This window comes from Wolbachia endosymbiont (group B) of Parapoynx stratiotata (assembly GCF_947250635.1).
Lineage (GTDB): Bacteria > Pseudomonadota > Alphaproteobacteria > Rickettsiales > Anaplasmataceae > Wolbachia.
Genome location: NZ_OX366335.1, coordinates 1027407 through 1052504 on the forward strand (window position 1 = coordinate 1027407; position 25098 = coordinate 1052504).

At 34.0% G+C, this 25098-nt stretch carries 19 protein-coding genes and 4 pseudogenes; 11 read left to right on the top strand and 12 right to left on the bottom strand.

What is annotated here, in order from left to right; all coding sequences use genetic code 11:
* Positions 1-3: 3 nt before the first annotated feature.
* Both OOT12_RS04705 and OOT12_RS04710 read left to right on the top strand, forming a co-directional pair.
* Positions 4-1236, top strand: a complete 1233-nt coding sequence (locus OOT12_RS04705; protein WP_096097236.1) for an IS256 family transposase — start codon at positions 4-6, stop codon at positions 1234-1236.
* 22 nt (positions 1237-1258) lie between these two features.
* A pseudogene (locus tag OOT12_RS04710) lies at positions 1259-1402 on the top strand (zinc ribbon domain-containing protein); the annotation flags it as partial.
* Between the two features lie 485 nt (positions 1403-1887).
* Here OOT12_RS04710 and OOT12_RS04715 read toward each other — a convergent pair.
* The 4 genes from OOT12_RS04715 to OOT12_RS04730 all read right to left on the bottom strand — a co-directional run bounded on the left by OOT12_RS04715 (position 1888) and on the right by OOT12_RS04730 (position 10580).
* Positions 1888-3195, bottom strand: coding sequence for a hypothetical protein (locus OOT12_RS04715; protein ID WP_264377078.1), 1308 nt, complete (start codon positions 3193-3195; stop codon positions 1888-1890).
* Positions 3196-4490: 1295 nt separating this feature from the next.
* Positions 4491-8015: a C48 family peptidase gene (locus OOT12_RS04720; RefSeq protein ID WP_319803937.1), complete on the bottom strand. Its 3525-nt coding sequence runs from the start codon at positions 8013-8015 to the stop codon at positions 4491-4493.
* Positions 8016-8068: 53 nt separating this feature from the next.
* A complete protein-coding gene (locus OOT12_RS04725; RefSeq protein ID WP_319803938.1) occupies positions 8069-9514 on the bottom strand; it encodes a cytoplasmic incompatibility factor CifA in 1446 nt (481 codons plus the stop codon).
* Positions 9515-9659: 145 nt separating this feature from the next.
* Entirely contained in the window at positions 9660-10580 is a 921-nt protein-coding gene (locus tag OOT12_RS04730; RefSeq protein WP_264337290.1) for an Rpn family recombination-promoting nuclease/putative transposase, read from the bottom strand.
* Between the two features lie 120 nt (positions 10581-10700).
* Between OOT12_RS04730 and wmk (OOT12_RS04735) the strand changes: the two genes are divergently transcribed.
* From wmk (OOT12_RS04735) to OOT12_RS04745, 3 genes and pseudogenes are all read left to right on the top strand, one after another.
* Positions 10701-11612, top strand: a complete 912-nt coding sequence (gene wmk / locus OOT12_RS04735; RefSeq protein ID WP_264685197.1) for a WO male-killing family protein Wmk — start codon at positions 10701-10703, stop codon at positions 11610-11612.
* A gap of 463 nt (positions 11613-12075) precedes the next feature.
* A pseudogene (locus tag OOT12_RS07385) lies at positions 12076-12309 on the top strand (JAB domain-containing protein); the annotation flags it as partial.
* 262 nt (positions 12310-12571) lie between these two features.
* Entirely contained in the window at positions 12572-13804 is a 1233-nt protein-coding gene (locus OOT12_RS04745) for an IS256 family transposase (RefSeq protein ID WP_264685173.1), read from the top strand.
* Positions 13805-13811: 7 nt separating this feature from the next.
* On the opposite strand, the pseudogene OOT12_RS04750 reads toward OOT12_RS04745, so the two are convergent.
* Positions 13812-14903: pseudogene (locus OOT12_RS04750) on the bottom strand (IS256 family transposase); the annotation flags it as partial.
* 58 nt (positions 14904-14961) lie between these two features.
* On the opposite strand from OOT12_RS04750, the gene OOT12_RS04755 reads away from it, so the two are divergent.
* The 5 genes from OOT12_RS04755 to OOT12_RS04775 all read left to right on the top strand — a co-directional run bounded on the left by OOT12_RS04755 (position 14962) and on the right by OOT12_RS04775 (position 18968).
* On the top strand, positions 14962-15051 hold the full coding sequence (locus OOT12_RS04755; protein ID WP_264685199.1) for a JAB domain-containing protein: 90 nt from the start codon (positions 14962-14964) through the stop codon (positions 15049-15051).
* Between the two features lie 100 nt (positions 15052-15151).
* Entirely contained in the window at positions 15152-16297 is a 1146-nt protein-coding gene (locus tag OOT12_RS04760) for a hypothetical protein (protein WP_264685200.1), read from the top strand.
* A gap of 87 nt (positions 16298-16384) precedes the next feature.
* The gene (wmk, locus tag OOT12_RS04765) at positions 16385-17299 is read left to right on the top strand and encodes a WO male-killing family protein Wmk (protein ID WP_264330457.1); all 915 of its coding nucleotides are present in this window, start codon (positions 16385-16387) and stop codon (positions 17297-17299) included.
* A gap of 25 nt (positions 17300-17324) precedes the next feature.
* Positions 17325-18227, top strand: a complete 903-nt coding sequence (wmk, locus tag OOT12_RS04770; RefSeq protein ID WP_264337295.1) for a WO male-killing family protein Wmk — start codon at positions 17325-17327, stop codon at positions 18225-18227.
* Between the two features lie 408 nt (positions 18228-18635).
* Positions 18636-18968, top strand: coding sequence for a WD_0736 family protein (locus OOT12_RS04775; protein ID WP_264330455.1), 333 nt, complete (start codon positions 18636-18638; stop codon positions 18966-18968).
* Positions 18969-19046: 78 nt separating this feature from the next.
* Here OOT12_RS04775 and OOT12_RS04780 read toward each other — a convergent pair whose 3' ends face one another.
* Complete coding sequence (locus OOT12_RS04780; RefSeq protein ID WP_264685202.1) at positions 19047-19961, bottom strand: patatin-like phospholipase family protein; 915 nt, start codon at positions 19959-19961, stop codon at positions 19047-19049.
* On the opposite strand from OOT12_RS04780, the pseudogene OOT12_RS04785 reads away from it, so the two are divergent.
* Positions 19960-20466: pseudogene (locus OOT12_RS04785) on the top strand (phospholipase D family nuclease); the annotation flags it as partial. The gene OOT12_RS04780 and the pseudogene OOT12_RS04785 sit on opposite strands and share 2 nt — an antisense overlap.
* Here OOT12_RS04785 and OOT12_RS04790 read toward each other — a convergent pair.
* The 6 genes from OOT12_RS04790 to OOT12_RS04815 are packed head-to-tail and all read right to left on the bottom strand — an operon-like array spanning position 20457 to position 25060.
* The gene (locus tag OOT12_RS04790) at positions 20457-20675 is read right to left on the bottom strand and encodes a hypothetical protein (protein WP_264331023.1); all 219 of its coding nucleotides are present in this window, start codon (positions 20673-20675) and stop codon (positions 20457-20459) included. The pseudogene OOT12_RS04785 and the gene OOT12_RS04790 sit on opposite strands and share 10 nt — an antisense overlap.
* Positions 20676-20722: 47 nt before the next feature.
* Positions 20723-21247: an ankyrin repeat domain-containing protein gene (locus OOT12_RS04795; protein WP_007301895.1), complete on the bottom strand. Its 525-nt coding sequence runs from the start codon at positions 21245-21247 to the stop codon at positions 20723-20725.
* A gap of 56 nt (positions 21248-21303) precedes the next feature.
* Positions 21304-22239: a phage late control D family protein gene (locus tag OOT12_RS04800; RefSeq protein ID WP_264331024.1), complete on the bottom strand. Its 936-nt coding sequence runs from the start codon at positions 22237-22239 to the stop codon at positions 21304-21306.
* Positions 22240-22449, bottom strand: a complete 210-nt coding sequence (locus OOT12_RS04805) for a tail protein X (protein ID WP_038536967.1) — start codon at positions 22447-22449, stop codon at positions 22240-22242.
* Positions 22446-22802, bottom strand: a complete 357-nt coding sequence (locus OOT12_RS04810; protein WP_038536970.1) for a phage tail protein — start codon at positions 22800-22802, stop codon at positions 22446-22448. Before OOT12_RS04810 ends, OOT12_RS04805 begins: the two co-directional genes overlap by 4 nt.
* Positions 22802-25060 (bottom strand): phage tail tape measure protein, encoded by a 2259-nt coding sequence (locus OOT12_RS04815; protein WP_264685203.1) that lies wholly within the window; start codon positions 25058-25060, stop codon positions 22802-22804. Before OOT12_RS04815 ends, OOT12_RS04810 begins: the two co-directional genes overlap by 1 nt.
* Positions 25061-25098 lie beyond the last annotated feature (38 nt).

Sequence of the window (25098 nt, forward strand, 5' to 3'; positions counted from 1 at the left end):
GATATGGGTCAAGCAAATAGAACTACTGGTTTGGTAGATTATAAAGAATTAGAAACAAATATCCTGTCATCTATACGAGAAGGAAGACCATTGACAGGAAGAGATGGAGCATTAACACCGTTTATAAAAAGGTTGCTAGAGGCAAGTCTGGAAGGTGAAATAGAAAGCCACATGTCAGCTAAAAGTGAAGAAAATAACCGAAGAAATGGAAGGAATGCAAAAACTTTACGTACAAGTTCAGGCTCATTTGAACTATTAACACCAAGAGACAGAGAAGGAAGCTTTGAACCGCAAATAGTCAAAAAAAGGCAAACAAGCCTACATCCAGAACTTGAAGCAAAGGTCTTAAGCACATATGCCAGTGGCATGGGATACAGAGATATAGCTTCACATGTTGAGGAAATATATGACCACAAAATATCAGCAGCAGAGATATCCAGTATTACTGATAAACTGCTACCAGTAATCAATGAATGGCGCAGCCGCCCACTGCAATCAGTGTATCCAATAGTGTTTATGGATGGCATGTTCTTTAAGGTCAAGGAGGACGGACATTGTATAAGTAAATGCATGTATAATATATTGGGCATAAATCAAAATGGCAGAAAAGAAGTATTAGGTTTTTATTTGGCTGAAAGTGAAGGAGCTAACTTCTGGTTGGGAGTTCTAAATGACCTAAAAGAGCGAGGAGTAGAAGATATTCTAATTGCCTGCATTGATGGGCTAAAAAGCTTTCCTGCGGCTATAAATAGTGTGTTTCCTAAGGCAGAAGTACAGCTATGTATAGTGCATCAGATAAGGAATTCACTGAAATATGTATCTAGCAAAGATGTAAAAGTTTTCATGAATGATTTGAAAAAAATATATCGTGCTTCAAGTAAAGAGATCGCTGAGAATTATCTGCTTGAGCTGGAAGAAAAATGGGGAGAGAAGTATCCTTTAGTTATAAAATCCTGGCAGAACAATTGGGAAAACTTATCCAGTTATTTTAAGTATTCTGGGCAAGTTAGGAAGCTGATTTACACCACCAATCCAATTGAGGGGTTGCATAGACAAATCAGGAAATTTACTAAAACTAAGGGTTCATTTACTAGTACAAATGCCTTGTACAAACAGGTATATTGTGCTATAAAAAAGGTAGAGCAAAAGTGGATTATGGCTCTCCCTAATTGGGCTTTAACTATGTCTCAACTTGATATTTTCTTTCCAGATAGATTGAAAATTGAGTTGAACTAAAAATGCGGCTTGACACACTTTTTTGAACGTTCCCTATTTAGCTCCCAAAATTAAAGAAGACATAGTAAATGGAAGACAGCCAAGAGATTTGAAGCTAGCTTATTTAAGAGAAGTACCAATGTTATGGAGTGACCAACTGGAGAAGTTTTACGGCTTAGAATCTTAATTTACAAAAGCAATAGGCAATGGAAAAGACTATGTGCCAGAAAACCAATACTTTAAAACAAAGAATTAAGGTAAACTAGTTTTACAGGAACTGATACTTAACTATGTAATAAAAATATTGATAATCTTAAACATACATGTGAAACGATTCCAGAACTCCAAAGTTATTGCGTAAGAGATAAATGTTCCTGATAGCCCTTCTCCCGCTGAATCATGTGGTGGGTCTGATAAAGGAAATTCTGTAGGTATCACAAAAGTCAATTCAATCAAACACAAAAGGCTATACCTATAAAAGAATAAACATCAAGAGAGAAAAATAATTTCTTTAGAAGAATCTCTAAATTATTAAGTCAACACTTATCCCCCTACTATTTCTTCTCACCTTGAGAGTATGGCTTATACTTCAAAAAATCTTACTTTGAAGATACATCAATTTTTTTACCCCTCCAAGACCTTTCTTTTGTTTACTAATTTTAGTTGACTTCATTAACACACTACTATTTCTTTCGAAGCTCCCATCTTTTGCAGCTGGTCTAAACTATCGATTGGCTTCATAAGAGTAGATGGAACACCTGATTCTTTCACTACAAAATTTGATTGTTTAATAGTTTCAGCTGACTCTATAAGTATTCTACCGTTTCTTTCAAAACCTTTATCGTTAACAGCTTGTAGAACACTTTTTCCTCCTAAAAAGCAGCTTTCCCCTAAACTTGATTGATCTTTTAATTTGTCAAACTTCTCCTGGTTCTCTCCATCAAGCTTTACTTTTATTATATTACTATCACCAGGACACAGATGAATACTAATCTCTCCTACTTCAGTGGTAAAGGACATTTCAATGCTATCTCCTAAGACATCTGTATAATTTCTTTTTTTTCCTATGCTTTCAACTCTTATTATACTTTCCCCAATCTGTAAGATGCTACTTTCTATACTGAAATTTTCATTCACCTTACTATTCATAACCTTTGCAACTTCAACGATACTGTTTTGTGGCCACATGAAAAGAACAAGATTGTTATCTATTTCTACTTTCAGATCATTATCTTTAACTTGTTCATTTTTGTTTACTAAACCTCTATATGCGATACTTTTTAATTCGTCCTTAATTTTTTTACATTCTGTAAAAATAGGTTCATCACTTCCGTACATAGCTTCATCTATCATTCCGTCATTGTAAAAATCAGACTCTATTTTTGCACCTGCTAATAGTAGCTTATTGACAATATTGAATAAAGGTTCTAAAGCCTCTTCCCACTCATCTATTGCCTCCTCCCCATTGTCCTTATAACGTGATCTAGTAGTAGGAGTTATACGCATAACACTGCTAGCATTAGCAATGTCAATTATTTTTTTTAATATAAAATTCGACACACTACATTCATAGTGATCACAGCGTAAATTTAGCTTTATTTTTCTTTTCAAATATTCATCTATTAAATGTTCCATCTTTTCTAGAGTGACCTTTGCAGAATTTTCATATCTATTTTCATGAAACTCTTTCATTATACTTTCCATCTTGTCATGAAATTCATCAATCGAAGCTTTTTCGCTCTCAGTTAACAGATTTACTAAATTCATTAAAATTGAGTTCTCTGGAATAAAAGAACTTTCAACAACAGTATTGTTGTCTTCAACAACGGACTCATGCCAGTCATCAGTTTGTTCTTGATCTAACAATGATGGACTAGGCTCCAGAGTTTGCTGACCAAAACGTTCCATGTGCTGTTCTTCAGTAGCTAATCCACCATTTGCATGAACTTGCTTAGTTCCTAAAATATATTCTAATATCATAATCCCTCAATCTATAGATATATTATGTACATAATTAGCATGAATAAAAGCTAATGCAAGTATAATTTTTCATATTTTTTAGAGAGTTGTCTTCTCCTGCTGTCACTTCATGTATCTTTGCTATCCAACAAAAAATCGTTTCTGGACAACCTCTGTAGTATGACGTTCTTGGCCCATATATGGTATTATGTAAAAGTTAGAATTAAACAGCAACCTAACAATTGCCAAGGATAAAAAAACTTCAAGAAAAACATTTTCTATATTAATAGATACAAAAATTTTATTGGAATTTACAGGAAATACAATACTCCTCAGCGTCATAAAGATTTTAAATGTTTACTCTGTTCAAAAAGATAAAAATAGATCGTATATTTGTGAGAACAAGTTGCGTAAAAATGAGGTTGTAAAAATAGAAGTTTGAAATCTTTGCAATAAAGTTAGGCAAACTAGTTCATATGTAGATGTGGGTGAAATGGGCTAATATGGCTAGTTTTAGCGTATAGCAAAATCACTATATTAAAAAGTTCGTATGTATCGTTTGGTAGTCCAATCCATACCAAAAAAACTTGTTCTCACCGCACTTGGTTTTGAGCGCTGAAAATGGTTGATTTACTTGAGATATTAATAATATAGTTTACTGAATTAATAGTAATTCATTTGAGAATAAAAAGAAAAATTTATGATAATTTTACATTTCAAATCGATATTGTTCTTTTTATAAAAAATATTCCTATACTGCGCAAGGTCAAGTTTTAACCACATCAATTTTTCTTTCAAATTAAATCTTATCTTTTACAATGGGTCTTACGTTTAAATTATTTGATACCCAAAATTAAGGAAGCCATTTTAAACGGCACACAACCTCAGCATCTAAAACTAGCTGATTTGAAGGAAATATCACTCTCATGAGAGGAGCAAATGAAGGTGCTTTACGGACAAGAGTCTTAATAATAGTCTTCTATATTATTGTTAATAAACACCACCATAAAATATCTTACTATTACCCACAAATAAAAACATAGTATTGTATTTACTCAAATAATTTAATTTTATTAACCTGAAAGCTTATTGGATTAAAATTATTAAACTAAGAGTTATAATTTTAGCAACTAAAAGCTGTAAATTGCACCATATAAACAGTTATTTCAAGCAAAAGTTATGCCATTAAGAGCTACGCAACAAACATTTATATTTGTGGGTAATAGTAAGATAAAATATGCAGAAACAACCTAGAAGACCGATTACAACCAATGCGTAAATATAGAGTAAAGAAAACTTCATCCACCTATTAACTTCTACCTACTACCTCTACTATTGCTATGGTTATAAACTCTACTCACTCCATCAATTTTATCTAATGCAGACTGCGGGTTACCAAAATCAATTGATATCACTCTTTCTCCGCCTAATTGTAATGCTCCTCCACCTCCACGCTGTGGGTATTGGAGTCCTAAAAATTGTAATAGTAATGGATCAATTTCATGTTGAATTCCTGGATGATCTTGAATCAGTCTACCCCTAGGAGAAGATAGAGGATCATTTTGGAATAATTGTGAAATATTTCTTCTCCGATTTTTAAAGTATTGTTCATTTCTTTGAGATTGTCTAGTGTCATTTCCAATGCCTACACTAAGAAGACCACGTATATAACCTATAATACCCTCACCTTTCTCTCCAAAGTTATTATTTCCCTGTAAAGCTTGATCAATAGCTTGGTTAATATCCCTAGCATTTTCGTATACCCATATGCCACAATTATGGCCATCTGTTTGCTGATGAACGGAAACATTATGGACATTATCATCGTTAATATCACATTCTCTTAAAGCTCCTCGAATATTATTGTCAATACCACTATCTGGACCAAGTGAATCAGCATAATACCCATAATAATTTCCATTTTGGTGTACAATAACTAATGTAACCCAATGACGATTACCTACATTAATAATAGCAATTAATCTATCTTTTTCACCCGAATCTACTTTTTGTTTAAAGTTAGCTATGTGACTACTTAATAAGCCCCTACCTGTTGGATCATTTTGATTTCCATCGACTCCTACTGAAGTTATTGTAAAATCATGACGATTATTAGTTGGATTAGATCGATCATCATAGAAAGTATATTGTTGTGCAGCGAAAAACATGTCATGAGTTTGTAGCCAATAACGATAATTTTGATTATCTGTTGCAAAGTCTAGTGCAAGTAGATCATGCACATCTTCTATCTCACGAGCGTTGTTTCTACGAAGGATAGCATTTATTTGTTGTAATATTCCTTGTGCTGTAGGAGTACCACCTCCCCTTATTCTTGACTTTAATGTTTCTATTACCTGTGCTCTAGTACCTTGCAAGTAACTAAACGGAACATGTAGATTGTCGCCTATATCAAGCAAAAAAATCGAATTTTGTCCTGGTGCTTTTTCTTCGTAAAAACGCCTAAAGTTTTCACGAGTCTGATCTGATAATAGACCTTCTGGTGGATTCTCATCAATAACACTTTCAGGTCCCACTAATCCTCCTGGTCTTGAACCGCGAACATGACGATCAAGCTTGTGTACATACTCTTCTCTTCCTATCCCTTCTGGGAAAAGTATAAGATTACCTGCTTCGCGTGCATCTCTATTAAACACAATAGGAAACAAAACCACCTCATTTCCAGAAGTAATAGGTATAAATCCTCTGTGTTGTTTCTTAAGTCTTCCGATTTCTTGTCTCGCATCATTTTGCTGTTGTCCTACTTCTTCTGCATTATTAGCAAGTCTTAACACATATCCAATTGGGTGAGTATCTAGGTCATTCTCTCTAGGTTGTCTTAATAATAAAAGATCTAATCTCTGTTCTGTAATTCTTGTGAGTATTACCCTTTCTCCTTCTTCTTCCTGCCCCCTTTTTAAACTATATGTTTGACCAACTTTATACATAGCAAGCACTTTATAAGGATTATCACTAGCATAAAATGTACCATGTAGTATAGAACGGAACTTATCCTCACTATTAACATTTATTGTATCCACAAGCGGCATCAATGCTCCAGAGATCTCTTGAAATAATCCTCTATGCTGAGCTATATTTTTCCAGCCATCATTCACAACTTGATTTAAAGTATTATGTACATTTTCAGTATTGGGCACTTGTACAAGATCACCAGCAAGAAAATTATTTGCATTATTATTTTGGTAATCGTGATATAAACCAAGGTCATTTGGTAGATCAATATCTAGTTCAAGTTGATTATTAAGTGTGCATGAAACTTCCCACACATGAACATCATTTCCATTAACATTAAGAGTCTGTAAATTGATGGCTCCTTGTTGTTGCGCATCGTGAGCTCTAATATGAAGTATAACTATATCAGAACCTTCAGCATGAAAGACCATAGTTAAACATCTTAAACCCTCATCACCATGTCTAAATATGTACTTTGTTATAGGTGCTTCGTCTTCCTCTTCTAGTTCTAAAGGGTGCCTATCAAAAGCACTACTTCCAAAAGCAAAGCCAGTTATGCAATCAAATATTCTATTATAATTCTCTGCATTTCTTGGTATTTCAGCAGGAAGATGGTGAAGCAAGAAATCTCTAACATTTTCTCTAATGCCTTCATTCTCCAAACACTCAAATAATCTTTGTACTAAAGGAAATCTATCCTGTTGAAGTTCTACTGTATCAACACTAAAAGGATCTAGATCTAAATTAAAATTTAATCCAACACAGACAGTATTTCTTGATTCAGTATGGATAGGTATAAATGAAGAAGTGTGTAACCTTCCAGCGTAGCCTATGGCACAGTTTAATGTAACATCTGACGGTGTGTCAAATATAGCAAGATTAATAACAATAGGAATATTTTCTCTTTCTGCTTGATGACGTACAAGAAATGCAACATGTGTGTTTCTAGGAGATAAATCAAGATCGATGCCTATTGTGTAGCGATGACTAAAATTTGCTAAGAAACCTAATAAAAACCCGTGACCCTCAAATCTTTGATTGCGATTTTCAATATTATTTTCCAGTACTTGTCTGTAATTATTATAGATGTCAGTTATGTATGGCAAAATTTCTCTGCGTATTCTATCTCTTACATCTTGTCTTCTATCACTCGCTAGCATTTCCATAAAATTATCAATTCCTTGTTGACCCTGTGCTACTTGCGCAAAATTGACCAACCTACCAAGTTGTCTACGCTGATTTTGATTGAGGTGTCTTCCTTCTATTTCCTTAATTGTTAGTCTGTGATCTCCTAAGAGCCGTCTAATAAGATTGATTTCAGATGCTGAATATTTGGCAAATTTATCCCTACCTTGACGATCTTTTTCACGAATTACCTCGAATACCGTTGCAATTGCCTCTCCCTGACTCTTGCCCTTTCCGTGCATGCATACTTTGTATTGCTCAAAATTTAGGTCTTCTTCCCTTAAATTTGGATTTTGCCGTCTAATCTCTTGTACTAGAGCATTTCTCTCCCTTGTACTGAACCTCAACCCATCACTATTAGGACGATCAGAAATACTGTAGCATCTGACAACTTGCTGTCCGTCACGATAAACAGCAACTTTTAGGTTTGCCGTATTTCGATTTTCACCATTACGTGGATTAACACCATGGTTATCAAAACGAAAATAGACTCTCTCATTTGCATTTAAGATATTAGCATCATGTGCAGTAGAAAACATACTAAAAAAGAATACAGGAAGGAAACGACCTGCACTTACATGATACAAGAAAGATGGACATTGATCTAAAAAAGATTCAAATCCTTGTCTGAATCCTTCAAGATCTCCATCCACCAAACTCCTAATAAGTCCATCACCATTACTCATACAAAATACCCCTTATTTACTACGACCAGAAACACCAAGAGTTCATAAGTGGATTACTTATTACCACTAAGCGTAAAGACGCTTTTTTTCTTATAAGAAGAAACACCACTTACACTAGGAGTTCCAAGCTCAGACTGCGGACTATCATCAACTGGCAAAGTTGTTTTCTTACTACCATGAGCTTTAGATCGTGATCGCAAATTACTGCAAGGACCATCACCTACAGGACCAGGTGGTAAAATTGTTTTCTCTAACTCAGAGAATAATTCTTCTGCAAACAGACCGTAATCTACATTTACTCTTTTACCTTCCCTACCGCATAATCTAAGGTCTCTTATTATTAGTTTTTTAAAGAGCTCAAACTTTTCAGGAAAGCAATCTTTGGCAAATGACATCATATCTAATATTTCTTTTTTCTCTATTTCTTTTTCTTCATCAGTCTTATAAATGTCTTCTCGTCTCCAATTGACTATTAACTCTGCAAATACACCACTTGTAGGAACTGTATAATTAGAAGTATTAACAGCAGCTTTTCTGTATTGATACAAGCTACCACATTCCCAAAATTCCATAATAAGAGATCTAGCTTGAACATTTGATTCAGGATTTTTCAACATCACATCTGAAAGAGAGGAAAGAAAAAGCTCATAGTCTCGCTGTGAGAATATTTTGTCCGAACAGTCTCCTCTTGCTGAAACTTCTTTATAACACCAGCACTGTACCAAATCATGAACCGTATCAAAAAAACATGACTCTATTAATTCAGCAAAAAGGGAATATACTCCTTTATCTTTCTGTGATAATTTCTGTAAAAGAGTATCTTTATCGACTATCTTATTTACACAAAAATCTAAAATAGGGGCGTCTTTCTCAACAGATTGAACGCGAGAAAGAGCAAGAATAGCTTCTGTGAGCTTCTTTTCCTTATCTTTTTCCTCTAACTGATTATAAAAATACTCTACCCCTTCGCTCCACTTAAGTTTTACAGCACTGTCAAAACCTTCTACTGCATCATACTTCTTTAATTCCCCAGATTCTCTATCGATCCAGAAATCAAATACAGGACCTTTCCTCTTTATGCTATCTAGTAACGAGTTTCGTACGTATTTGCCAATTTCAGTTTCAGTTTTACCATCAAATGCACCAGGAGGAAACTTGTTCCTATAAGATTCAAATCTTTTTTGAAAGAGAGGATGAATTTTATCCACTACACAGTAACTACAAGCCATCTCATATTTGCGAAGTGGATTATCTATTCCACCTATTTTTTCTTCAGTAAAACTTTGACCTAAAGCAGCATTATCCAACCTTACACCTGACCAGCAACCTTCATCTTGAAATACATTGTGCAAAAACTTCAACTTATCACCCTTAAAGTATTTTATGTGCTCCATAAAGTTATCTTGAAGGACTCCCACCCATCTCTTGATAGCTGACTTCCTCCCGGCAACAACTGCTGGATCTGGATGTTTAATAGCTTCCTGTAATTTTTTGGACATCGTAGCCCGAAGCTCTTTCTGTGTTGGCATTATCCCCCCTATTAAGTATTAACAGTGTCATGTAAAAAAGGCATTATACAGAAATTAGAATGGATTGCAATATTAAAATTACCAGAATAGAGGGTTTAATAAAAAAACGTTATGGCTAAAACTTCTTTTCTTGAATTTTCTCAATATAATCAACAGAAAGACCAGTAGTTTGAGTTATAATGTCAATAGAAACTCCTGCTTTAAGTAGATTCTTTGCAACCTCAATTTTCTCTGCTTTTCTGCCTTTTTCATGGCCGATTTGGATGCCTTCTTGTCTACCTTCTTGTCTACCTTTTTGAGTGGCATCATCGAGTTTTTGAGCGAGGACAGCCTGTTCATCACGAATACGCTTTATCTCTTGTTCATAGGCTATAAATTCTTTTTCTGACCAGTTGAACCTATTTAATTCTTCATACGCTCTTTTAATTATTAGATCACTTCCTATTATTCTCTCTAGCTCTTCTTCACTAGTTTCATCTGCATATCTAAAGAAGTAGACCCATTTTTCAACTATACTTGAAAGCTGATCTTCTTTTGTTTTTGGAAATTTAGGCAACTCAATAAATATAAAGTAAAAATCTTTTAGATCACGTTCATTAGTATCTTCATCGCGAATAGTATGCTTTGATTTGTACTCAGACTTATCAGGAAATAAAATACAATCTGCTATAGCAATAAAGATAATTTCCTTAAGGTCCTGGTATTGATCACCTTTATCGGCTTGTCTTGAATAGGCTTTAGCAGCATAGTATTGGGCACGTTTCTCGAAGCCTTTGGTTTTAGCGACCTGCATTTCAATAATCCATTGCACCCCCGTGGAATCTCTACATAATACATCAACAATGCTTTGCTTTTTAGAGGCAATATCAGGGTCTTGAATAGTACTTAAAAACTCTATATCCTTTATTTCATTTTTGCCAGTAAAACCCAGAATATCATTGAGAAAGTGAATGAGGATGTCTTTATTCTTTTCAGTGCCAAAGATACGGCGAAATGCGACATCATTCTTGGGATCCAGAAACTTCGAGAGAGCCATAGCAAGAGTACCTAAAAAGCATTAATAATTATACACAATTCTGAAGAAATATTCAACTAAAATGCAAACATAGAAGTTTTTGTATATCTTTGTTTGGTAGTATTAACATGTATAATATTTATGGCAAACATCTCAATAAGGTATCAGATAGCACAAAAAGTAAGGAACTGGAGGTTAAAGCGAGGATATACTCAAAAAGATTTAGCGAAGAAAGTCAGTGTAACGTATCAAGTAGTACTACAATATGAAAAAGGAACACGTAAAATTTCGATTGAAAAGTTGTATGCTATAGCAGAGATATTGTCGATTGGTATTGTAGACCTAATTCCTGTATCAAATGAAAAAATCTGTCTTGAAGATGAGGGAGAAGAAATATTAAATCTAGTAAGAAAATATAAAACGATTAATGATCAAGAGTTGCGCAAGGTGTTTTACTTGCTAACAAAATTTACCCGAGTTGGTGAGAAAAGTAGTAAAAAAGCAGAGAAGGTAAAAATTGCAAAGGGTATGGTTAAAGCAGGAATTTCTGTTGATATTGTTTCACAAGCAATTGGCCTCTCTGCTAATGAGTATGTTGAAGAAAAAACAGGTTCTATCTACTACCAAATAGGAAAAAAGATAAAAGAATGGAGGCTAGTGAGAGAGTATACTCAAAAGGATTTGGCTGAGAAAATGGATACAACACGTGATGAAATAAGCAACTATGAGCAAGGACGTGTGGCCATTCCACTGGAAAAATTATATGCAATAGCAGAAACATTATCAATTAGCATTACAGATCTGCTCATAGAGGAAGATGAGATAGTAGAAAGTGAGCTACCTGATTTAATAAAAGAATACAAAAAAATTGAGAGTCAAGAATTACGCTATGCGCTAATAAAATCTCTGTTTGAAAGCATACAAATTTGCGAAGAAAAAGTGAAAAGAGCAGAAAAGATGAAAATTGCAAAGGATTTAGTGAAAGGAGGAATTTCTACCGATATTATTTTGCAAATAACAGGCCTCTCTTTAGGCGAAATTCAACAGATTTAAAATAAAAAATCAGTATATATTAATATCTTTACTCTTAGATGAAAAAATAAGTAAAAAAGATTGAGAAATTGATTTGACTTCACTCGAAAGCTATGGCTTTATGCCAATGCTGATAAAAAACAGCAGTAAATATCTAAAAAAAGTTTGTTGTTAGTGAAAGGTAAATTATATGAATAAAAGTAAAGAAGAAATCGAATTCAGAATATTAGAAAGCAAAGGCAAAGCACTACTTGATCGTGAAATAATGGAAACGTTTCTAAGTGCAGTACATGAAAGCCCACAGGCTCAAGAAATTGCTAAAAATTTGGTGAATACTTATACAGGAGTAGGAAGGATTTTAGGTAGAGAAATGGATGACCTGAAAGTTATAGAAGGAGTAACTGATTCTGCAGTAGCAATGATTATGTGTGTTAAGGAAACACTAGAAAGGGTACTGAAAGAAAAGCTTAAGAGTGAGCCAATCATGGACTTACAAGGGATAGTAGAGTACTTAAACGTAAGTATAGGTCATGCAGAGAGGGAATGTGTAAAAATACTGTACTTGAATAAAAGGCGTCAACTAATTGGAGAAGAATCCTATATTGGTGAAATGGAAAAAGCACCAGTATACATAAAGGAAATTACAAGAAAGGCATTAATGAAAAATGCAACATCAATAATAATGTCACATAACCATCCTGGAGGGAGCTTAGAGCCATCAGAAGAAGATCAAGCAGTAACGAAGAGCTTAGCAGCAGCATGTAGTACTGTAAGCGTGGGAACGTTCAAAAAAGTGTGTCAAGCCGCATTTTTAGTTCAACTCAATTTTCAATCTATCTGGAAAGAAAATATCAAGTTGAGACATAGTTAAAGCCCAATTAGGGAGAGCCATAATCCACTTTTGCTCTACGGGAACGTTCAAAAAAGTGTGTCAAACCGAAAAAAAAGTAATAAATTGATATAAAAAATGGAGGTTTGATATGGGTCAAGCAAATAGAACTACTGGTTTGGTAGATTATAAAGAATTAGAAACAAATATCCTGTCATCTATACGAGAAGGAAGACCATTGACAGGAAGAGATGGAGCATTAACACCGTTTATAAAAAGGTTGCTAGAGGCAAGTCTGGAAGGTGAAATAGAAAGCCACATGTCAGCTAAAAGTGAAGAAAATAACCGAAGAAATGGAAGGAATGCAAAAACTTTACGTACAAGTTCAGGCTCATTTGAACTATTAACACCAAGAGACAGAGAAGGAAGCTTTGAACCGCAAATAGTCAAAAAAAGGCAAACAAGCCTACATCCAGAACTTGAAGCAAAGGTCTTAAGCACATATGCCAGTGGCATGGGATACAGAGATATAGCTTCACATGTTGAGGAAATATATGACCACAAAATATCAGCAGCAGAGATATCCAGTATTACTGATAAACTGCTACCAGTAATCAATGAATGGCGCAGCCGCCCACTGCAATCAGTGTATCCAATAGTGTTTATGGATGGCATGTTCTTTAAGGTCAAGGAGGACGGACATTGTATAAGTAAATGCATGTATAATATATTGGGCATAAATCAAAATGGCAGAAAAGAAGTATTAGGTTTTTATTTGGCTGAAAGTGAAGGAGCTAACTTCTGGTTGGGAGTTCTAAATGACCTAAAAGAGCGAGGAGTAGAAGATATTCTAATTGCCTGCATTGATGGGCTAAAAAGCTTTCCTGCGGCTATAAATAGTGTGTTTCCTAAGGCAGAAGTACAGCTATGTATAGTGCATCAGATAAGGAATTCACTGAAATATGTATCTAGCAAAGATGTAAAAGTTTTCATGAATGATTTGAAAAAAATATATCGTGCTTCAAGTAAAGAGATCGCTGAGAATTATCTGCTTGAGCTGGAAGAAAAATGGGGAGAGAAGTATCCTTTAGTTATAAAATCCTGGCAGAACAATTGGGAAAACTTATCCAGTTATTTTAAGTATTCTGGGCAAGTTAGGAAGCTGATTTACACCACCAATCCAATTGAGGGGTTGCATAGACAAATCAGGAAATTTACTAAAACTAAGGGTTCATTTACTAGTACAAATGCCTTGTACAAACAGGTATATTGTGCTATAAAAAAGGTAGAGCAAAAGTGGATTATGGCTCTCCCTAATTGGGCTTTAACTATTTCTCAACTTGATATTTTCTTTCCAGATAGATTGAAAATTGAGTTGAACTAAAAATGCGGCTTGACACACTTTTTTGAACGTTCCCAAATTTCCTGATTTGTCTATGCAACCCCTCAATTGGATTGGTGGTGTAAATCAGCTTCCTAACTTGCCCAGAATACTTAAAATAACTGGATAAGTTTTCCCAATTGTTCTGCCAGGATTTTATAACTAAAGGATACTTCTCTCCCCATTTTTCTTCCAGCTCAAGCAGATAATTCTCAGCGATCTCTTTACTTGAAGCACGATATATTTTTTTCAAATCATTCATGAAAACTTTTACATCTTTGCTAGATACATATTTCAGTGAATTCCTTATCTGATGCACTATACATAGCTGTACTTCTGCCTTAGGAAACACACTATTTATAGCCGCAGGAAAGCTTTTTAGCCCATCAATGCAGGCAATTAGAATATCTTCTACTCCTCGCTCTTTTAGGTCATTTAGAACTCCCAACCAGAAGTTAGCTCCTTCACTTTCAGCCAAATAAAAACCTAATACTTCTTTTCTGCCATTTTGATTTATGCCCAATATATTATACATGCATTTACTTATACAATGTCCGTCCTCCTTGACCTTAAAGAACATGCCATCCATAAACACTATTGGATACACTGATTGCAGTGGGCGGCTGCGCCATTCATTGATTACTGGTAGCAGTTTATCAGTAATACTGGATATCTCTGCTGCTGATATTTTGTGGTCATATATTTCCTCAACATGTGAAGCTATATCTCTGTATCCCATGCCACTGGCATATGTGCTTAAGACCTTTGCTTCAAGTTCTGGATGTAGGCTTGTTTGCCTTTTTTTGACTATTTGCGGTTCAAAGCTTCCTTCTCTGTCTCTTGGTGTTAATAGTTCAAATGAGCCTGAACTTGTACGTAAAGTTTTTGCATTCCTTCCATTTCTTCGGTTATTTTCTTCACTTTTAGCTGACATGTGGCTTTCTATTTCACCTTCCAGACTTGCCTCTAGCAACCTTTTTATAAACGGTGTTAATGCTCCATCTCTTCCTGTCAATGGTCTTCCTTCTCGTATAGATGACAGGATATTTGTTTCTAATTCTTTATAATCTACCAAACCAGTAGTTCTATTTGCTTGACCCATATCAAACCTCCATTTTTTATATCAATTTATTACTTTTTTTTCGGTTTGACACACTTTTTTGAACGTTCCCGTAAGCGTAAAATTGTTTGACCATATTATCATCACAAGTGGAGGCTATTTCAGCTTTCGAGAAAATGGATTGTTATAGTAGAAAGTATTTGCAAATCTACTCATTATAATTTATAATGAGTAGTAAGATGTATAAAGTTTATTGTACGCTTAAAAAGTATTTTTAATATGAGGTTTATATGACTAGTAAAGATCGGAATAAAAAGACTAATGTTAATCACAAGAAAATATTTGGTGCTCTTGAAGGCGTTGATATAAAGCAGTCTAAATTTGTGAGTAAAATTAATAACCAGAAGGAGATAAACCGGGAGGCCTCCCCTAGCAGAAACATTCGCGAAAACAAAATCAACTACGGGAAAAGCCTTGACTATGTTTATGGCACAAAACCTTTAAATGATCAAGCAGAAGATTTAAATCCATTTGCTTCAAATTTGCAAAAAATAAAACCAAGTGCAAGCGAAAGTGAAAAGTTGAGCTGGTTTAAGAGTGCTGTAGTAGAGGCAAAAAACGTAAATGAATTGCACAAAACTATAGACCAAGTACTAGCCTCTGGAGCAAGAATAAATGCATATAACGATGGGGAATGGAGCATTGCAGAGTATGTAGTATTGGGTACACATTTTCATAAATTTGATAAGACTGATCGAAAAAAGATAATGCGTAAATTAATGCTAAGTGGTGCAGATTTTCATGATACTTTATTGCAGAATAAACTAATAGGTGAAATCTATAATGAGCTACAGCCAGAAGTTCAGCCACAGATAGATGAGAGACTAGAAGAACTAGAGAAAGCTGGCGAAAATGCTATGCAAGAAGGAGAATTAATAGATGTTGAGATAGATAATACAACATCGTATATAGAATTTTCTGGGGATAGCAAGGTAGAGGTAGCCAAAATACTGAGAGAGTTAGGAATTAATATTTTAAAAATTGGCAATGATGCAGTTGAGGTTAAAAGTGAGAAGGGAGGTATAAGAAACTATATCGATATGTCAGATGAAAGCTCTATTATATTAGAGTTTCCTACAAGCATTGGTAAGCTAAATATTATATTGTACCACGATGTAAAAAAATATGATCAAGTACAAGTCAGAGTAGAAAACAAGGAAATGTGGGCTGAGTTACAAAAAAGAGGCGAAGAAATTGGAAAAAATTGCCTTTTTGGGGGAGTGAAGCTTAAGGAAGTGGTAGAAAGAGGTAATTTCACTAGATGTGGCATATGGAATGAAAAGTATGCTATAAAAGAGATTAGCAATGATGAAGTATTGTCTTCATGGGTAAATAGGGTATGTGGAGGTAGTAAAGAAACCTTTAGGGAACTTTAATGCGTCTACAGCAAACTTTAAGGTTCCAGAGGTTTTTTCTACCGTTATATCTGGAGCCTTTGAGCTATAGTAGAAAATATTATATGTATGGTTCTTTGCGTGGAAAAAATTCTAGACTATGAAGTAGGGGAAAAAGTGAAAAGTTGGAGGTTAGAGAGGGGGTATACTCAGAAAGATTTAGCTGAGAAAATTGGTGTAAAATACTGGGTAATACTGCAATATGAGAAAGGGAATCGTAGAATTTCAATTGAAAGGTTATATGCTATAGCTGAGGCACTATCAATCAGTATTACCGATCTTATTCCTGTATCAAATGAAAAAATCTGTCTTGAAGATGAGGAAGAAGAAATATTAAATCTAGTAAGAGAATATAAAAAGATTAATGATCAGGAGTTACGTAAGATGTTTTGTTTATTAACCCAATTTGTCCAAGTTAGTGAAAAAAGTAGTAGGAAAGCAGAGAAAGTAAAAATTGCAAAGGGTTTGGTTGAAGCAGGAGTTTCTGTTGATGTTATTGCAAAAACAATCAGTCTCTCTGCTGATGAATGTGTTGAAGAAAAAGTTGGTTCTATTTACTGCCAAATAGGAAGGAAGATAAAAGAATGGAGGCTAGTAAAAGAGTATACTCAAAAAGATTTAGGAAAGAAAATGAATACAACCCGTCACGAAATAAGCAACTATGAACAAGGACGTGTAGCTACTCCACTGGGAAAATTATATGTAATAGCAGAAACATTATCGATTAATATTACAGATCTGCTAATAGAGGAAGGTAGTAAAGTAGAAAATGAACTACCGAATTTAATTGAAGAATACAAAAAGATTGAAAGTCAAGAACTACGTAATGCACTAATAAAATCTTTGTTTGAAGGCATACGGATTTGTGAAGAAAAAGTAAGAAAAGCGGAAAGGATCAAAGTTGCAAAGGATTTAGTAAAAGGGGGAATTTCTATTGATATTATTTTGCAAATAGTTGGTTTATCCGCTGATCAAATTGCATGAAAATTTATTTCTAAGTAAGGTATATATGTTTGTTTCTGTAAGAGATGTTAGTTCTATACACTACAAAATAGGGCAAAAAATAGAAGATTGTAGATTAATGCAAAGGTGTACTCAAGCAGAGTTAGCAAGTAAAATCGGATTAGCATATAAAGAAGTAACCAATTATGAAAATGGGTATATTCCTATTCCGATTGAAGTACTATATGTAATAGCAAGAGTACTGTCAGTTAATGTTGTAGATCTATTACCTAAACCAATAACAGTAAGAGAGTATGAAGATGAAGACGAAGAAATACTCTATCTAACAAAAATATATGAGAATCAAAAGTTAGGCAAAATAGTACCTTCATTAATCAGGTTTGTTCATATTAGCGAGAAAATCAATCAAGAGGAGGCAAGATTAGAAGTAGCAAAAAATCTAGTTAAAGAAGGAGTTTCAGTTGACATAATTTCCCAAGCAACCGGCTTATCTATTTACGAGTATGATAATACAGAGAAAGAAGTCTGCACTGATTCTATATACTACAGAATAGGGCAAAGAATAAGAGAATGGAGGTTGATAAGAAGATATACTCAAAAAGATTTGGCGGATAAAGTTGGTTTAACACTCAAGGAAATACACGAATATGAAATAGGATACACTGCCATATCATTTGACAAATTATATCAAATAGCAGAAGGATTATCAGTGAATATTAAAGTTCTGCTACCTAAAACAAGAGAAAGCAAAAAGCTATTGAGTTTAATGGATGAGTACGGAGAACAAGAATCACTAGTCAAATCTCTATCTGAAAGTATGAAAAATGGCAAGAAAAAAGTTAAAAAAATAGAAAAGATCAAAGTTGCGAAAAATCTAGCAAAGGCAGGTGTTGCTATTGATATTATTGTGCGAGCAAGTGGCCTAACTACTGATGAGTGTGAAAATTGAATTGTGTTAAAGATATAAGTAAAAGTAGTTATATACTTAATATAGATAAAGGTTGCAAATAATCTACTTATGCTGGACATTTCTATTGAGGAGCTTGAAAATCATGCTTTCAAAACTTAACCTGGATTAAAGATTTCAGTAGTTTACTTACTCATAAATAATACATTAAAATATCAATAAAAATAATTGTATATTTAATATATCTAAATTACTGAATGAAATTCTTGTGCTTCTGTGTTTAATATATAATGTTCAAATAGATTGAAGTGAATTAACTAAATTAGAATTTGCTTAATGTAATTCATTGGTATCACAAATGATTATCTTGAGTATGCCAATTTTTCTAAAAATATTGACGGTACTAAAAAAATAAGTTATCCTTTTAACAGATTTATTAAGAAGGTGTGTATGGTTAGTCATGAAAAGAAACATACAGTAGCATTTTGCATTTCAGCTATTGCGTTTTGTGTTGGCATCTCATTAATTGCAGCAGTACTTACAACAATAGCACCTTTAATTGCCATAATTGTTTCAACTATAATAGGGGCAATAACTATTTTGTCTGCTTGCCAAGCTATTGAAAGCTACTCAGTCATAAAAAATAGCAATAAGGTAACAAGTAGTTTGCATGAAATAAAAGAAGCTTTTACAGGAGAGGAAAGCGAGCTTTTTATTGAAAAGGTTTTTAACCATTTACGTGGATTTTTTAGTAGTGAAAAAGAAAGTAGTACACAAAGATAATAAGATTTCTCAACAAGGCAAATTTGCTTATTTTACTTTTCTGGCTCAATGAAAGCTTTATATTTTACTTGATGTAAATTAAGACACAATGTTACAAAATTTATCGACTACTTTTTGATTATTCTCTATCATTGCCTTTGCCTCTTGCTGAAGAGATTTGATATTTTTTGATGTAATATTATCCATGTCAGGTGATGCTATTTTCAATTGCGATTGTATGCGTATATATTTATCAGCTATAACTTGATCAAGTTGGTAATTTACTGCATCTAAACTTGAGGCAAACATCACATGTAGTAGTGGTTTTACCCAGCCTATTTTTCCAAATCTCTTTGAATTGGCTATGCTTCTATCTGTTCTTCCAGTACCTATCGATAACAGTACAATATCATCATTTGGAAATAACCTTTTACTACTTGCATATGCACAAGCCGCTGGATTATTGGCAAAAACCCCTCCATCCACTAATACCATTTCCTTTTGGTTAATTTTAAGATATTTAGGTGCAAAGTAAGTAGGTGCTGCAGTTGCTGCTCTTAATACATCCCTTAATTTAATAAAATTCCTATCCTCTTTCCAGCTTTTGAAGAAAAATGGGCAGTTATTGTGAATATCGTAACTCGTAATCAACACATTACTTAAAGTGTTTTTAAAGACATCATCGCCAAAATATTTATGAAGTACATACTCAATATTTTTATGTGGGTATTGTGTACAGTTAAACCAAGATAATATTGATCTTCTCAAAAATGAAGACTTAAAAATATATGGTCCATATTCCCGATAGAACTCGACTAAATCATTAGCAGAATATTGAGGTTTATCTTTTTTACATAATCCTGCCACAACAATCCCACCGGTTGAAGTACCAGCCATTAGATCAAAGATTTCAGCTATAGTTCTTCTTGTTCTTTTTTCTATTTCTGCTAGAATAATGGCTGGTATGATGCCTCTTATGCCTCCGCCGTCAATTGAAAGGATGTATTTTGCCATGGTTAGGTATTTATTGATTTTATTAACTTGTTCGCTTTTATCGGGATGTGTTTCCTGCCTAAAAGCCACAGTCTGCTTCACGCCTGGAGAAAATTGCACCAACCTAATAATTGATTCCGTGGGTCATGCTAAAAAATCCTTGTTGGTTCAGGCATACCAATTTACCTCAAAGCCTATTGCTGAATCCTTGGTTCAAGCTAAAAAGCGTGGAGTTGATATTAAGGTTATTCTAGATGAATCACAAACTAGTTCAAAACATAGTGTAATTAACGAATTATTTGAGCACAAAATCCCGATATGGATTGACTTTAAACCCGCTATTGCTCATAGCAAGGTAATTATTATTGATGAGCAAAAAATCATAACCGGATCATTTAACTTTTCAGATGCCGCTCAGCAAAGAAATGCTGAAAACCTACTGATCATAACAGGAGATTCTCCACTAGTTGAACAATACGTCAAAAATTGGAAAAATCGCCAATCGCAGTCTAAGCATTATACACCAGACTTTAAGTTATCTTTGAATTCATCTAATTCCTCAGAAAGATTTTTCACCCTTTCCTCAAGTACTAACACTTTTTCCATTAAACCATATTCAATAAGTTTATCGTGAAATTGTACCCTTGAGTCTAACTTGGATAACCACCATATCAATGCTACGGTTTGGATTAATAACGTGATAATTAATGTAATTGGGATTTTTTGATTTTGCATAATGATTTAAAATGTGAATTTATTATGGATAGCTACTTTAGTAACTACTATTTTGATTTATGCTGTTCCTCTGCATTTGCAAGTAGCTTAATAATTTCTCTGTAAGGTTTATCTTTGTTGTGCCTTGATTCTATTACAGCTACATCCCGAGGGTTTTTTCCATCTGTATCTCTAGTATTAGGATTAGCACCTCTTTCTAATAAGAACTTAACTATCTCTAAATTGCCTCCGTATGCGGCAGAATGTAATACTGTCCATCCTTTATATCTACCTGTATCATTTATATCAACTCCTTCATTCACTAGAAATTTTACTAATTCTAGACATTTTCCTTCTGCTGCACAATGTAGCGCCGTTAATCTAGGAATTTGTGTGTTAATGCTCAATAGGTTCTTTACTGAAAACTTTACTACATCTAGATTACAATTTTCAGAAGCAATGCGTAAGATTGTTTTGTAATTATCTGTAGCTTTAGATTTTTGATAGCAATATGTAATAACAAGACATACTATTAATAGTGCGAACCATGCGAAATGTAACTTATATTTTTCATTAGACTTTATTTTTTTCATATTTCGCACACAGTTTCTTCATATTAAATAGATCATTACTCATTTTTTTCTTAACATTACTTACTCAAAGATGCTGACAACATAGTAAGGTAACCCGAGCTATTTAAAGTATGCTCCGCTCTGTTAACTATCCATTCACCATCTACCGCTTGATTAAAACCTATAAGATTAAGTTTAGCTTCTGCAAATAACTCTGGATTACCAGGCATAGTTATATCTAAAGTTTCATTGTTACGCTTCAATTGTTTCAACTTGGCATTTGCTGCACTCAGCGCTGACTCTGCATTAGAGTAAAGTTCCAGCATAATATAACTTGGCTCGCTACTACCAACTGTTTCTTTAATAGTTTCGCCCTTTTCATAGCTGTGCCATTTTGCTACTACTGAATTATACTTATCACGTACGGTAAAATGCACTTTCCAATTAATTGTGTCTTGAGGTCTAATAGTTGTTGTTCCTAAAGCTTTTCCTGTGGCTGATTTTGCCATATTTTTTGAAATAAACAATACATACCCACCAGCTAATTTGGCCATTGCTTCACGCTCTGTTGCGATCTTTGTTAACAGACTTATATCACTTTCATCTACCTGATTAATGTGGGGTATTAATACATTCTTAAATTCCTCAGCAACTTTATGTCCATATCCATGTTTTTGGGCTATTTCTTTTACTAAGTTTTCTATGGTAATTTGGCGCCATTCTTTTGATACTTTTGCCTTCAAAGATATTCTTAAATTTGTTGCATGAGCTTTGATTAGTAGAGTCTTAGGTGGACCCTGTATAGTCACTTCGTTGACTGTATATATACCCATTGGAAAGATTCCAAATTCCTTATAACCTAGTGCTATGTTCAATTCATTTGGAACTTCCACATTTTCATTGCCATAATCAACGCATACCTCTGCAACATCATCTATAGTACCAGATTCATCAGTAAGATGCACCGATATTACATGATCTTTTATTCCTTCAATGCTAAATTCAGGTTTCATTTATTCCCACACTTTTAACTTCGATTTTTTTAATTGCTCTTGTATTCTAGGTAACCTGATCTTTAATCCTGTAGGCAAAAAACTTCCATACTCTGCAAGACCAGGATTAGCCTCCAATACTATTTCTACTGCTCCAGAGCTATATCCATAGTGCTTAAAACATATGTAATCTAACATTTCATTTTCTCGGGTTATATAATGTACTGTCATACATAACTCCTTAAACTTAAGCTAAATTCAACCTTTTTTGGTAATCCACAGGGAAAATACGACGTTTGCTTTTCTTCTAACCGCACAATAACAAATCTTCCCAAAACATTCCCTAAATTGTCTACTAAGATACTTGGTTCATGATTTTTCTCAGTTTCTTTCATACTTTTTAATTGATTTAAATCATTCAGATTATGGAAATAAATTACTCCTTCTAAGTCTATATTTTCTGCACCTTGACCAATATTTTGTAATGAAGGTATTTTACCAATGCACTCAATTGTACTCCAACGATTTTCTTTACTATACCTTACACTTGTTGGAGAAAGCTTATGTTGACCAAGTGATAGCATTAGTAAATTGGTTCTATTGAATCAAATAAAACATCACGAGATTTTTCCCTTATTCTTTTTATTACTGCATCAGCAAGACTACGTACATCTTGGTTAGGTTCTGCTTTTATACTTATATTAAATGTAAAAGTTTGATTGAAAATTTTTTGTTCACACTTTTCACAGTCTTTTAAAACTTTCTCTGAATTATCTGCTACAGAACTTTTTTCTGTAATCACACTTTCAATATTCGTTCTACTATTCGAAATTCTACTAAAAGCATTATTATTCAATAAAGGATTTCCTTTACTAAAAACATTATTTTCACTAGTTGCACTGCCTATTTTTGCTTCTACTGGTTTCTCTAATGCTTTTATTGGACTATCATTAAAAAATTTTCCTATACCAATCCAATTTTCTATAGATTTTGTAATTGATTTCCAGAGACTTGAAAAAAAGTCCTTTACCTTTTGCCAATTAGCAATTACAAGCGCTGCACCAACTGATAGTCCAGCAATAGCAGCTCCTATAGGATTGGTTAGCGTTAAAGCTTTCAGTCCCATGATTACTGCTGGAATTACTCGCGCTGATAACGAAGTTAATACTGGCAAAAGTGTTCCCTGCAAAATAGCCTTAAAAGTTAGTATTCCACCTCCAGCCAATGCAAATGCATAACCAAAACCTACCACTGCAATCTTGCCAATAATAAGAGCTGAAATTATGCTCATAACTCCTGTAGTTAAAATTGGACACTTCTCTGCGAACCAAGCTATACCTGTAGATATTGACCTCAAAATCTTACTTATCCAATTTAAAGGAGGTAGCATAACTGACCCTAAGTTCATTCCTAGCTCTGCTATTGTATTTTTAAGTAGCTGCAAATTATTTGCTGTAGTACTTGCACGGTTATTAAATTCCTTTTGCATAGATTTATTATACTTTTCTTTATCAGCCACAAAATCTATTGCTTTTTTATATTCTTCCAAACTCCCAACTATCAATGCAATATCATCTTGATATTCTTGACCAAAGAGATTGAGAAGGATTTGTGAACGTTCCTGTCCTACTTTTTCTAAAATTTCAAAAAAATGAAGTAGAGCGTTTTGCCCGTTTTCAGCAACCTTTTGTGACATTTCCTCTGCAGTGATACCTATCGATTCCAATGCTGCTTTGAACTCTTTTCCTTGCCCTTCAGCAGTTTGAAGTTTAGAAAGCAGAGCATTGACAGCAGTTGCTGCTTTTTCAGGTTGTTTACCTAAACTAACGAAGGCATTTACTAAACTACTTGTCTGATTAATATCTAAACCAAATTGTTTTGCATTACCACCCACTCTAGCGAGTGCTTCAATCATATCGTTCGCCTTAGCTGCAGTATTATCTGATAGGTAATTTATAACATCACCAACTTCTTCCATCTTCTCTACTGCGATTCCATAAATGTTAGCGAGTTTGGCAATAGAATCACCAGCTTGTTCAGCAGACATGTCAAATGCTGTGGCCATTTTAGCTACTGTTGTTGTAAATCCAATTAACTTATCTTTTTGAATTCCAAGTTGTCCACCACTTGCAGCTATTTGTGCTAATTCTGTAGCTGATAGAGGTATTTCACGGGATAACTTCTTTATATTCTCACTAAACTTATTAAATTCCTCATCATTCTGAAACTTTACAACCTTCTTAACATCAGCCATAGCACTTTCAAAGTTAATCGCAACTTTAATTGGCGCTGCAAGCGAAAGACCTAGTCCTATAGTCTCCATTACTTGTGATCTATAATGCGCTTTTCTTGCTAAAGCATTTTGCTGTTTTTGTATTACAGATCCTAATTTACTGTATTTTCCTTTTAGTACTTCAATAGATGAACCAAGTTTAGTTTGATCTCTCACTAAAGATTTAACATCCTTTCCACTTTTCCTAATTTCTTCATTTAATGTGTGAAGTGCATCTCTCTTTTTAATATAAGCCTCTTTTGCCTTTGATGCCGATGCTTTCAATTTTTCGAATTCATTTCTCAGTGCTTTGCTTGGCTCTTTTTTTTCCTTCTTCTCTTTAGCAATTGCTGTAGCTGATTCTTTCGCTTTCTTCTCCGCTTCCTTCCAATTCTTCATGGCTTGAAGGGCATCATGATTTAATTGCTTAAATTTGGAAACCGATTTCATTGATGAATCAAGCTGCTTTATACTATCACCCAACTTAGAAAGCTTTGCTGCACTACCTGTCATTGCATTATTAAAACTGCCATCTAACGTTGCACCTATTTTTATTGAAAGCATTGACATTTTTTTGTTACTCCTTCACTTACTTCTAACCACTTTAG

Coding starts and splice junctions, on each gene's coding strand:
- wmk (WP_264685197.1), top strand. CDS start 10,701: ATGGCAAACATCTCAATAAGGTATCAGATAGCACAAAAAGTAAGGAAC.
- OOT12_RS04790 (WP_264331023.1), bottom strand. CDS start 20,675: ATGCAAAATCAAAAAATCCCAATTACATTAATTATCACGTTATTAATC.
- OOT12_RS04805 (WP_038536967.1), bottom strand. CDS start 22,449: ATGACAGTACATTATATAACCCGAGAAAATGAAATGTTAGATTACATA.
- OOT12_RS04810 (WP_038536970.1), bottom strand. CDS start 22,802: ATGCTATCACTTGGTCAACATAAGCTTTCTCCAACAAGTGTAAGGTAT.
- OOT12_RS04730 (WP_264337290.1), bottom strand. CDS start 10,580: ATGGCTCTCTCGAAGTTTCTGGATCCCAAGAATGATGTCGCATTTCGC.
- OOT12_RS04705 (WP_096097236.1), top strand. CDS start 4: ATGGGTCAAGCAAATAGAACTACTGGTTTGGTAGATTATAAAGAATTA.
- OOT12_RS04815 (WP_264685203.1), bottom strand. CDS start 25,060: ATGTCAATGCTTTCAATAAAAATAGGTGCAACGTTAGATGGCAGTTTT.
- wmk (WP_264337295.1), top strand. CDS start 17,325: ATGTTTGTTTCTGTAAGAGATGTTAGTTCTATACACTACAAAATAGGG.
- OOT12_RS04725 (WP_319803938.1), bottom strand. CDS start 9,514: ATGTCCAAAAAATTACAGGAAGCTATTAAACATCCAGATCCAGCAGTT.
- OOT12_RS04800 (WP_264331024.1), bottom strand. CDS start 22,239: ATGAAACCTGAATTTAGCATTGAAGGAATAAAAGATCATGTAATATCG.
- OOT12_RS04795 (WP_007301895.1), bottom strand. CDS start 21,247: ATGAAAAAAATAAAGTCTAATGAAAAATATAAGTTACATTTCGCATGG.
- OOT12_RS04720 (WP_319803937.1), bottom strand. CDS start 8,015: ATGAGTAATGGTGATGGACTTATTAGGAGTTTGGTGGATGGAGATCTT.
- wmk (WP_264330457.1), top strand. CDS start 16,385: ATGGTTCTTTGCGTGGAAAAAATTCTAGACTATGAAGTAGGGGAAAAA.
- OOT12_RS04760 (WP_264685200.1), top strand. CDS start 15,152: ATGACTAGTAAAGATCGGAATAAAAAGACTAATGTTAATCACAAGAAA.
- OOT12_RS04715 (WP_264377078.1), bottom strand. CDS start 3,195: ATGATATTAGAATATATTTTAGGAACTAAGCAAGTTCATGCAAATGGT.
- OOT12_RS04780 (WP_264685202.1), bottom strand. CDS start 19,961: ATGGCAAAATACATCCTTTCAATTGACGGCGGAGGCATAAGAGGCATC.
- OOT12_RS04745 (WP_264685173.1), top strand. CDS start 12,572: ATGGGTCAAGCAAATAGAACTACTGGTTTGGTAGATTATAAAGAATTA.
- OOT12_RS04775 (WP_264330455.1), top strand. CDS start 18,636: ATGGTTAGTCATGAAAAGAAACATACAGTAGCATTTTGCATTTCAGCT.